Genomic DNA, 10,028 nt, shown 5'->3' with positions numbered 1-10,028 from the left:
GGCCAGCACCCGCTCCGGCCCAAAGCGGGCGGCGACGATCTCCTCGACGCCGATGCCGTTCTGGATGCTCAGCAGTTGCGCCGGTTCCGGGCAGAGGGCGACCAGTTCATCCACGGCCGCGGCCAGATCATACGCCTTCATGCCCAGGATGATGAGGTCGTAGCGGTCGTCCGGCGCGAAAGCGGCTGGCAAGTCGCCGGCGGCGCGGACGGGGGCGCGCTCGGTGCGCCCCTCCTGGCTGATCAGCAGACCGTTAGCGGCGATGGCGGCGGCAGCGGCGGGGCGCAAGACCAGCGTCACCCGGTGGCCGGCCAGGGCCAGCCGCCCGCCCAGGTAGCCGCCGACCGCCCCCGCCCCATAGACCAGAACGTCCATGTCAGATACGAAACCCGTTAGCCGGCCCCCAGCACGCCGCCGACCCACTCCGGCCGGCCGCGGGCGAACTCCTCGGCCGGCATGGCCCGCTTGCCGGCCAGTTGCACCTCTTCCAGCGCCAGCCCGCCCTCACCGGCCAGCGCCACGAGCGCGCCGCGCGCCCAGACGACCTGGCCCGGCGGCCCTGCCGGCAGCGGCCCGCCGAGCGGCCGGGCGCGCAAAATCTTGAGCGGCTGGCCGTTCCAGATGGTGAACGCGCCGGGCCACGGCGTCATGGCCCGCACCTGGCGGTCGAGCGCAGCGGCCTCTTGCCGCCAGTCGAGCTGACCCGCCTCCTTGGCGATTATCGGCGCGTAGGTGGAGCCGCCGTCGGGCTGGGGCGTTGGGGTCAGGCGGCCGCCCAGGATGTCATCCAAATGGCGGCGCAGCATGTCCGCGCCCAGGGCGGCCAGCCGGTCGTGGAGGGTGGCCGCCGTCTCGCGCGGGGCGATGGGCAGCGACGCCTGGATGTACATCGGCCCGGTGTCCAGCCCCTCATCCATCTGCATCAGTGTGACGCCGGTCGCCGCGTCACCGGCCAGCAGCGCGTGCTGGATGGGCGACGCGCCCCGCCAGCGCGGCAGCAGCGAGGCGTGGACGTTCAGGCTGCCATGCGGCGGTAGGTAGAGGACGTGAGGGCGCAGGATTTGGCCGAAGGCAGCGACGACGATGATGTCCGGCCGCCAGTCCCGCAGCGGCTCGGCCGCCTCTTCTTTGCGCAGCGAGCGGGGCTGATAGACCGGGATGCCGGCCGCCTCGGCCACCAACTTGACCGGCGACGGCCGGAGCTGGCCGCCGCGTCCGGCCGGTTTGTCGGGTTGGGTGACCACGCCTACAACCTGCTGTGTCTCCAGCAGCGTTTCCAGACAGGGCACGGCGAATGCCGGCGTGCCCATGAAGACGACTCTTGCCATGTGGGGCATTCTAGCATGGGCCTCGGCCGTTGACGAACGGCGCGATTATTATTATGATGCCAATTGCCCCGCAACTTTTTCCCGGCCAGGGGCGTAATGTTGATTAGCTTCCAGACAAAGGAGAGTCATTATGGATGTCAACAAGGCTTTTCGGTTTGTATTCGACGACAAGCAGTGGATCAGCAAGCTGCTCATCGGTGTGCTGATGTCGCTGCTGTCGGCCCTGATCCTGCCGGCCCTGATCCTCCAGGGGTACGCGGTGAAGGTCATTCGCCACGTCATGGCCGGCAACCGCGACGACCTGCCGGAGTGGTCTGACTACGGCAAGCTGCTGAAGGATGGCTTCTTTGTGACGGTGGCCGAGATCGTCTGGACGTTGCCCTTCATCATCCTGTTCGTCGTCGGCGGCGTCGCCACGGGCGGGCTGGGCAGCCTGGCCGACAACGGCAGCGACCTGGCCGCGGCCGGGGCGATGAGCGGTGGGCTGGCGCTGGCCTGCCTGGGGATTCTGTTCTTCGCCGCCCTGCTCTTCCTGATGCCGGCCATCCTGATTCAGTACGCCGTCACCGACGAGTTCGGCGCGACGTTCCGCTTCGGCGAGGTGTGGGCCATCATGCGCAACAACCTGGCCGACATCCTGTTGGTCTTCGTGGTGACGATTGTGGCGGTCATGGCGATTGGCGTCGTTGCCGCCGTGATAGGGATCGTCCCGTGCCTGGGCTGGCTGGCGGCTGTCGCTATCGGCTTTGCCATGAGCCCGTACATCACGTTCGTCACCAGCCACCTCTATGGGCAGATCGGCGCGAAGGAGTTCGGCGGCAAGGCCGGCTACGCGCCGGTGGCGTAAGAAGCAGAATCCACAGATTTCGCAGATTAACGCCCGCTGTCGGGAATACCGACAGCGGGCGTTTTTTGTAGCGCGGAACGCGGGTTACCAACCCGCGCTACAACAAGCGCTAGAACAGCCGCCCCTGCTGCGGCGGCCCTTCCTCCACGTCCATTCCCAACAGCGCCTTCAGGCGATTGGCCGTGCCCGGCGCGTGGCCGGCGTAGTCGTCGTTGAAGAAGGCGTAGACCTCGGTCGCGCCGGGGGCCGCGGCCTCGATCTGGCCGCGCCAGCCTTGCAGGTCGGCCGTTTTGTCGATCTGCTCGTGGGTCTTGGCCGCAAACTGGCCGTGGCGACCCAGGAAGCGCACGTAGAGATAATCGGCTGTCCGCCTGATCTCCTTGGGCAGATAGATGTAGTCGGCCGCGGCCCAGCAGACGCCGCGGGCGCGGAACATCTCGGCCGTCTCATCGCTCCACCAGGAGCGGTGGCGCACCTCGACGGCGAAGCGGAAGCCGGCCGGCAGCCGCTCCAGGAAACCGGCCAGGTTGTCGCGCTCGTCGGCGGTGAAGTCGGGCGGGAATTGCAGCAGGATTGGCCCCAACTGGTCGCCCAGCCGGCTCATCGTCTCGACAAAGACGGCCAGCACGTCATCGGCCACGGCCGCCAGCCGCAGGTCGTGGGTGATCTCGCGCGGCGCTTTGGGGCAGAAGCGGAAGCCGTCGGGGGTCTGGGCGCGCCAGCGCTCGACCGTCTCCGGGCGGGGCGTGCCGTAGAAGGTGGAGTCCATCTCCAGGGCGTTGAAACGCTCGGCGTAATAGGGCAGTTGCCCCGCCTTGGGCAGCTTGTCGGGGTAAAACGAGCCTTGCCACTGGCGGTAGCCGAAGCCCATGGTGCCGATGTACCAGATTGCCATACGTTCCTGAGTGGTTCGTAGTCAGGCGATTCATCGCCGTTCTTCCCCAATGGTGGGGCGATTTGCCCAATCGCCCTACAAGTAAGAACGGCGATGAATCGCCTGAGTACGAGCTAAGCGCGGCGATGAATCGCCTGACTACGAACGAATAACCGTCAGTCGCCGGCTGGGGCAAGTGTGGCCGGCTGTTCGACCAGGGCCGGCCGCGACAGGGCCGCCGCGCCCAGCAGCACGGCCGCGATCCACAGCAGGTCGGCCAGCAGCAAATGCACCAGTTGCATCCATACCGGGGCCAGCAGAATGACGTTGATGAAGCCGGCGATGAGCTGGACGACGACCAGGGTGACGATGAACCGCGCGAAGCGGCGCGTCTCGGCGCTCGGGCGCTCGGCGGCGATGGCCCGGCCGGCCAGCGCCATGTAGATGCCGGTCAGGACGGCCAGGATGGGGTGGTAGATGCGCAGGCGCACCAGGAAGTGGGCCGTCGGCATGAAGTCCTGGGTGATGCCCTCGGTCAGGTTGCCGGCCGGGAAGAGGGTGTCGCCGAGGGCGGTGATCGCGCCGCTGACGCCCAGCAGCACCATCAGCGCCAGACTGCCGAATACCAACCAGCCGACCTTGCCCTGCCCGCGCAGCCGGAAGGGTTGACCGCCGCCGGCCCACCACGCGGTCAGGGTCACCGCGCCCAGCAGCAGGAAGGTGTTGATGAGGTGCAGTCCCATGGAGATGGCCCGACCGACCGAGGCGTTGTAGGCCACCCACTCGAACAGCACCAGCCCCGCGCCGAGCAGGCTTTCGGTGACGATGAAGAACAGCGACCAGGCGGCCCCGCGGCGAACGATATGTCGCTTCGGGTAGAGGCGAAAGGCCCAGATGAACAGGGCCAGCACGAACAGGCCGGACAGGGCGCTAGAGACGCGGTGGGCGAATTCGATCATTGTCTCGGTGCGCACACCGCGCGGCACAACTACGCCATTGCACAGCGGCCAATGGCTGCCGCAGCCGGCTCCGGAGCCGGTGGCGCGGACGAACGCGCCCCACAGGATGACGAGAATGAGAAAGGCCAGGGTGAACCAGGCGAAGCGGGTGAAGTTTTGTTTGCTGCGGAGAAGCGTGCTCATGGCTAGATTATAGTCTCAATCGAATGGGGGCCAAAGAAGCAGACCTGACAGGTGGGCGGCCAGCAGCACTTTAGCGGGAATGCAAACTCGTTGGCCGCCCACCTGTCAGGTCTCGTCTTGGTCGGCCAGGTAGTTGCCAATGGGATCGTCCTCGTCCTTGTCCACCAGGCTGCGGCGCGTCTTGCCGCCGGTTTGCGGGTCGTCCACCAGCCCCATCTCGTACAGATGCTCCATCAGCCGGGCAGCGCGAGGGTAGCCCAGGCGCAGGCGGCGCTGCAGGAAGGAGACGGACAGGTTGTCGTGCTTCTTCGCCAACTCGACGGCCGCTTCCAGCAGGCTATCCGTCTCATCCAGCAGGGCATAGCGGGCAATGAGCGGCTCCCAGGGGGGCGGCGCGGCGACGTGGTCGGGCACGGCTGCCTGCCAGTGCTCGACGACGCGCTCGATCTCGCTGTCGTTCACGAAGACACCCTGCACGCGCGCCGGCGCGCCGGCGTCGGGGGCCTGGTAGAGCATGTCGCCCCGGCCAAGCAGGTTCTCCGCGCCGACCGTGTCCAGGATGACGCGCGAGTCAATGCCCGAGGCCACGGCGAAGGAGAGTCGGGCGGGGAAGTTGGCCTTGATCAGGCCGGTGATCACGTCGGTAGATGGCCGCTGCGTGGCGACGACGAGGTGGATGCCCGTGGCCCGCGCCATCTGGGCCAGCCGGCACAGGTTGCGCTCTACGTCGCCGGGGTACATGTGCATCAGGTCGGCCAGCTCGTCGATGAAGACGGCGATGTAGGGCAGGCGCGGGCGCTCCTTGCTGCCGCGGCCGACCTGGCGGTTGTAGCCGCCGATGTTGCGCACGCCGACGACCTCGAACAGTTCGTAGCGCCGATCCATCTCCGACGTCAGCCAGCGCAAGACGCCCACCGCCCGGTCGGCGTCCACCTCGACCTTGCCGATGAGGTGGGGCAGGCCGTTGAAGCGCACCAGTTCGACCTTCTTGGGGTCAATCATGATCAGTTGGAGCTGTTGCGGCGTGTTGTTGAAGACGAGGCAGGTGATGAAGGCATTGATGCAGACCGACTTGCCGGAGCCGGTCGTGCCGGCGATGAGCAGGTGCGGCAGCTTGGCCAGGTCGGTCGCCACGGTCGCCCCGGCCACGTCGCGGCCCAGGGCTACGCCCAGCGACGAATTGAGCCGGGCGAAGGCGGATGATTCTAGAATGGGGCGCAGCCGGACAATGCTGGTCTCGCTGTTGGGAACCTCGATGCCGACGACGCTGCGGCCGGGCACGGGGGCCTCGATGCGCAGCCGCGACACGGCCAGGGCCAGCGTCAGGTCGCGTTGCAGCGCGGCGATCTGGCCCACGCGCACCTTGGCCTGTTTCAGTTCGCCGTCCGGCCCGGGCCGCTCCACGTAGCCCGGCTCCACGCCGAACTGGGTGACGGCCGGGCCGCGCCGCACCTCGACGACACGCGCCGGCAGGCCGAAGTCGAGCAGCGTCTCTTCGATGCGGCGGCTCTTCCATTCGATGTCGTCGGCAGCCTGTGCCGCCGCCGCGCCGCGCTCCAGCACACTGAGGGGCGGCAGGCGAGGGTCGCGGCGGCCGGCGCGCGCCTCGTGCTCCGCGTCGGCCATCTCTTGCGGCAGTGTCGCGGCTGGGGCAGCGGGCGCGGGCGGCTGGACGCGCGCGGCGGCGTCGCCGTGACCGACGACATCCACGCGATCGGGGTCGATGCGGTCGGCCCAGGCCGCCAGCCGGGTCGAGGCTGTCTCCAGCCAGCCGAGCGCGTCTTCGGCTGTGCGCCCGGCCAGCAGCATAGCCGCCCAGGCCAGCAGGGCCAGGTAAATGAGCACGGCCAGGAAGCCGCCCAGGAAATCGACCAGCGGCTCGGAGAGGGCCCAACCGATAAGGCCGCCGCCGCGCCCGGCGAAGGCGTCGTTGAGGGAGTAGCCGCCGGACAGGTGGCCGAGGGCCATGAAGACCACGACGAGAAGTTCCAGGCCGGCGATCTGAGAGGAGCGCAGGCGAATGGGGCGAACGACGCGGCCGACCGCCAGATAGAGACCCACGCCGGCCAGGGTCAGGGAGACGGCGTAGGCGCCCCAGCCGAACAACTGGCGCAACAGCCGCGTCCACCAGGCCAACCAGCCGGTCTGGGTCAGGCCGGCCAGCGCCAGCAGGGTGATCGCCGCCAGTAGGAAGAGAAGCAGGCCGGCGACCTCGCGGCGGCGGACGACGACCTCATCGACCAGCCGTTCATCCCACGATTGGGGGGCGTTGCTCTCCGGCGGCTCGCCAGCGCCCTTCTTGGCAGGCTTGCCGGACGAGGAACCCGAACGGGCCATGGGCGGCTTCCGGCTACGGCTGCGCGGGGGCGGGGGCCATGCCGCCGGCCACGCCGCGCAACGACAGGGCCAGGCGCTTGTGGCGGCCGTCGACGCTGAGGACGCGCGCCGTGACCTCCTCGCCCGTATGCACCACGTCACGCGGGTGCATGAACAAGCCCTCGGCCAACTCAGAGATGTGGATCAGGCCCTCCAGTTCCTCTTCCAATACGACAAACGCGCCATAGGTCGTAATGTTACCGACCACGCCCCGCACCAGTTGGCCGGGCTTGTAGCGCTCCTCGACGTTCAGCCACGGGTCGGAGCGCAGGCGCTTCATGCTCAGGGCGACGCGCTCCGCGCCCTGGTCGACGCTGAGCACCTTGACGCGCACCGACTGGCCGGGCGTCAGCACCAGGCTGGGGTGCACGACGCGGCTCCAGGAGATTTCGGAGATGTGGATCAACCCCTCGACGCCGCCCAGATCGACGAACGCGCCGAAGTCGGTCAGGTTGGTCACCACGCCGTCGCGCTCTTCGCCGGGCCGCACGATGTGGAGCAGCACCTCGCGCTGCTCGGCGGCCACCAGCGTGGCCCGCTCCGACAGGATGAGCCGGCTGTTGGCCTTGTTGACCTCGATGATCTTGAGCGTCAGGACGCGGTCGCGCCAGCCGGCGAGGGCCTGCAAGCGCTCGCGCGGGACGTGGAATTGGGGAAAGTCGATGAGTTGAGAGGCGGGCACAAAACCCTGGATGTTGTTCCAGGCGACGAGAAGGCCGCCCTTGTTGAAGCCGATGACTTTAAGTTGGAGCATGCGGTCGGCGGCCATGTACAGTTGGGCCGTTTCCCAGGGGTCGGCCGGCGCGGGCGCAGCCACCTCGTCGGGGGCAAGCGCTTCGACCGGCAGCGGTTCCGCGAGTTCCAAGGGGAGGGCGCCGGCCGCGGCTGTCCCGTTGCCCAGATCGTCGGCGGCCAGCGACTCTTCCAAGCGGAACAGGGCTGTCCAATAGGAATCGTCGGCCGAAGAATTGACGTGCGTGCGCCTGGTCTGCTCCTGACTCATGGTCCTCAACCGTTACGCCACGAAAGAATTAGGGCGGGCGCCGGTACACGATGCGTCCACATAACCCCCGACGGGCAACGACACGACCTGCTAATCGATGTGGACCAATAAACGGTACAGCTAAACGCTTCGCTCTACGGGCAGTATGAGAAGAATTATAGAGGCTGTGGGGCGCATGTCAACGATGGCGTAGGGCGATTTGCCAAATCGTCCAACGTTGCGCGATTTGCCAAATCGCGTTACATCTGGGGTATGAAGTCTCATCCCTCCTCCACCGTTGCCACCCTGCCCGCTGTCCTGGCCGACGTGACCGCGATCCTAGCCCTGTTCTTACTATTCCCGTCCCTGTCGGCGCGGCTGGCGGCGCCGAGCGGGACGAACGCGCTGCTGCTGAGCGCCGGCTTTGTCCTGTTCTGTGTCGGCGTCTACTGGCTGCGGCGGCTGACGCCGGCGGCCGGCGCGGGCGGCGAGTGGGGGACGCGCGGCGCGCGGGCGGCGCTGGCCGTCTTCTTCGCCCTGACGATAAGCCTGGCCCTGGCCTGGCAGTTGGGCTTCTTCCAATCAGGCCTGCAAGTGGATACGCGCGAGTTGGGCGAAGGGGGGTCGGCGGCGTACTTCGTCTACGCGCCGGGCGCGTGGCTGGGCTTCTCGCTGCTTTACGTGCTGGCGTTGGCGTTCGAGGTGCGGTCGAGGGCCGCGTTGAGCGGCGGCCGGCGGCTGGTCGTCGCCGCGCTCGGCTTGCTGGCGGCCAACGGCATGTTGCTGCTGTTGAGCGCGCAGGCGCGGGCAGTAATGGGGAGCGGCGGGGTGTGGCTGTTGCCCGTCTATCTGGGGCTGCTGCTGCTGTTCTTGCCGCCGCGCCTGGAGCATCTGGCGCGGGAGCTGCCCTTCCCGTCGCCGGCGGCGTATGCGTCGCTGGGGCTGTTCCTGGTGGTCATCGGGGCGTACACCATCGCCGTCATCACGGCTTAAGAAGCATCCACAGATTTCACGGATTACGAGATTTTTAGGAAGGCTTACGCCAAGAACGCCAAGACTTGTTCTTTCTTTGCATTCTTAGCGTTCTTTGCGCTCTTGGCGTGAGCCTCTTAATCTGTGGATTCTCCGTAAGGCTGGCGGGCGGGCCAGGTCGGCGCGGTGGGTGTAGGCCAGGAGGGCCAGCTGGCCGGCGGCGACGGCGATGAGGAGCGGGTCAGGCCGGAAGAAAACGAGGTAGGCCAGGGTGGTCAGCAGGGTCAGGATGACTACCCAGCCGGAGGTGGTCAGCCAGATGAACCAGAAGCCGACGCCCAGCAGGACGACCTGCGGCATCGGCCACAAGCTCAGGCCGATCCAGACGCCGAGGGCGGTCGCCAGCGCCTTGCCGCCCCGGCCGCCGAGGAAGGGGGAGAAAGCATGGCCGAGCGGTGGGGCCAGGGCGATGAGCAGCATGGGCCAGCCCCGCCAGCCGAGGTTCTGGTAGGCCAGGCCGACGGGCACGGCAGCCTTGGACACGTCGAGGGCCAGGGCCAGAACAAACCACGCTCCACCGCCGGCGCGCAGTACGTTGGTCGCGCCGGGGTTGCGGTCACCCACCTCGCGGATGTCGCGCCGGGCGGCGGCGCGGCCGACCCAGACGGAGAAGGGCAGCGCGCCGAGCAGGAAGGCCAGCCCGGCCCACAGAAGCTGGAGGGGCAGCGGGGACATTAACGCTCCTCGACCATCTTGAGCAGGCGCGCCTGTACTTCGTGCACTTCCAGCCCGGCGTGGCGGCCGGTTCCCTCGAAGAGCGTCTCGCCCGTCCGGCGCGCCGTCAGCCGGATGCGCACTGTCGCCGACATCGTCTCGGCCACGCGCTTGCCCATCTCGACCCGGTCCGGCCCCTTTAGCAGGCCGAAGGAAGCGCCCTCGCCCTGGGTGACGACCATCTCCAGGCGGTGCTCCTTGTCGCCGACGACCCAATCGATGGTGCGGTCGGTGACGCGCAGATGCTCCTGCTTCGCGCCGGTGTAGGTGGCAAAGCGGTAGAGTCGCCCGTTGTGCCACAGGCCGATGATGAAGCCAGGAAAGGCGGTGGGGCCCCAGGGGATGATAGCGACGGAGGCGGTCAGGCAAACGCCCGGCTGCTCGAAGTGGTTGGACTGGAACCAGATCCACGCCTCCGGGAAGGAGCGGCCCCAATCTTTCTCGGTGTAGCCGCGACCGCCGCTGAAGTCGATCTCCTGCCCGCCGAGGGTCAGCGCGCCATGGATGGTGTGATCGAGGCTGAGGACGCCGTGGTAGCACTCCATGAAGGGAACCCAGGCGTACCAGCCCATGATGCCCGGCGCGGCCCAGGTGACGGGCCAGGGGGTCAGACCGCCGAAGCGCAGTGTGCCCGCGACCGATAGCCCTGCCGTCAGGTGCGACCCACCTTCTGAGGTGGATTGCACCTCATGATGATCGATGACCAGGGTCATGGCGTTGTGGGTGAAGCGGT

The 10,028-nt window shown here is 67.8% G+C and carries 10 protein-coding genes; 2 read left to right on the top strand and 8 right to left on the bottom strand.

What is annotated here, in order from left to right; translation table 11 throughout:
- Both ACE3UY_RS07130 and fmt read right to left on the bottom strand, forming a co-directional pair.
- Window positions 1-375: ketopantoate reductase family protein (locus ACE3UY_RS07130; protein WP_374686851.1), on the bottom strand; the 375-nt coding region annotated here is incomplete at its 3' end.
- Window positions 376-392: 17 nt separating this feature from the next.
- Window positions 393-1,328, bottom strand: a complete 936-nt coding sequence (gene fmt, locus ACE3UY_RS07125) for a methionyl-tRNA formyltransferase (RefSeq protein ID WP_374686850.1) — start codon at window positions 1,326-1,328, stop codon at window positions 393-395.
- Between the two features lie 130 nt (window positions 1,329-1,458).
- On the opposite strand from fmt, the gene ACE3UY_RS07120 reads away from it, so the two are divergent.
- A complete protein-coding gene (locus ACE3UY_RS07120) occupies window positions 1,459-2,175 on the top strand; it encodes a DUF4013 domain-containing protein (RefSeq protein ID WP_374686849.1) in 717 nt (238 codons plus the stop codon).
- A 109-nt stretch (window positions 2,176-2,284) separates the two neighbouring features.
- On the opposite strand, the gene ACE3UY_RS07115 is transcribed toward ACE3UY_RS07120, so the two are convergent.
- The 4 genes from ACE3UY_RS07115 to ACE3UY_RS07100 form a co-directional block, all read right to left on the bottom strand.
- Window positions 2,285-3,070 carry a DUF72 domain-containing protein gene (locus tag ACE3UY_RS07115; RefSeq protein WP_374686848.1) on the bottom strand — a complete coding sequence of 262 codons (786 nt, stop codon included), beginning with the start codon at window positions 3,068-3,070 and terminating at the stop codon, window positions 2,285-2,287.
- 155 nt (window positions 3,071-3,225) lie between these two features.
- Window positions 3,226-4,191, bottom strand: a complete 966-nt coding sequence (locus ACE3UY_RS07110; protein ID WP_374686847.1) for a COX15/CtaA family protein — start codon at window positions 4,189-4,191, stop codon at window positions 3,226-3,228.
- Window positions 4,192-4,296: 105 nt separating this feature from the next.
- Entirely contained in the window at window positions 4,297-6,528 is a 2,232-nt protein-coding gene (locus tag ACE3UY_RS07105; RefSeq protein ID WP_374686846.1) for a DNA translocase FtsK, read from the bottom strand.
- A 13-nt stretch (window positions 6,529-6,541) separates the two neighbouring features.
- Window positions 6,542-7,570 carry a 30S ribosomal protein S1 gene (locus ACE3UY_RS07100; RefSeq protein WP_374686845.1) on the bottom strand — a complete coding sequence of 343 codons (1,029 nt, stop codon included), beginning with the start codon at window positions 7,568-7,570 and terminating at the stop codon, window positions 6,542-6,544.
- Window positions 7,571-7,822: 252 nt separating this feature from the next.
- Here ACE3UY_RS07100 and ACE3UY_RS07095 point away from each other — a divergent pair, with 252 nt between their 5' ends.
- Window positions 7,823-8,542: a hypothetical protein gene (locus ACE3UY_RS07095; RefSeq protein ID WP_374686844.1), complete on the top strand. Its 720-nt coding sequence runs from the start codon at window positions 7,823-7,825 to the stop codon at window positions 8,540-8,542.
- A gap of 84 nt (window positions 8,543-8,626) precedes the next feature.
- On the opposite strand, the gene ACE3UY_RS07090 is transcribed toward ACE3UY_RS07095, so the two are convergent.
- Both ACE3UY_RS07090 and ACE3UY_RS07085 read right to left on the bottom strand, forming a co-directional pair.
- Window positions 8,627-9,256 (bottom strand): glycerol-3-phosphate acyltransferase, encoded by a 630-nt coding sequence (locus tag ACE3UY_RS07090; protein ID WP_374686843.1) that lies wholly within the window; start codon window positions 9,254-9,256, stop codon window positions 8,627-8,629.
- Window positions 9,256-10,028 (bottom strand): tocopherol cyclase family protein (locus tag ACE3UY_RS07085; protein WP_374686842.1); only part of this gene is annotated, 773 nt, incomplete at its 5' end. The genes ACE3UY_RS07090 and ACE3UY_RS07085, both read right to left, overlap by 1 nt.

This window comes from Promineifilum sp. (SeqCode) (assembly GCF_041918635.1).
In the GTDB taxonomy this organism is placed as follows: Bacteria; Chloroflexota; Anaerolineae; order Promineifilales; family Promineifilaceae; genus Promineifilum.
Note: the sequence above shows the minus strand (reverse complement) of the source record. Positions and strands in the feature narration are given on the sequence as shown.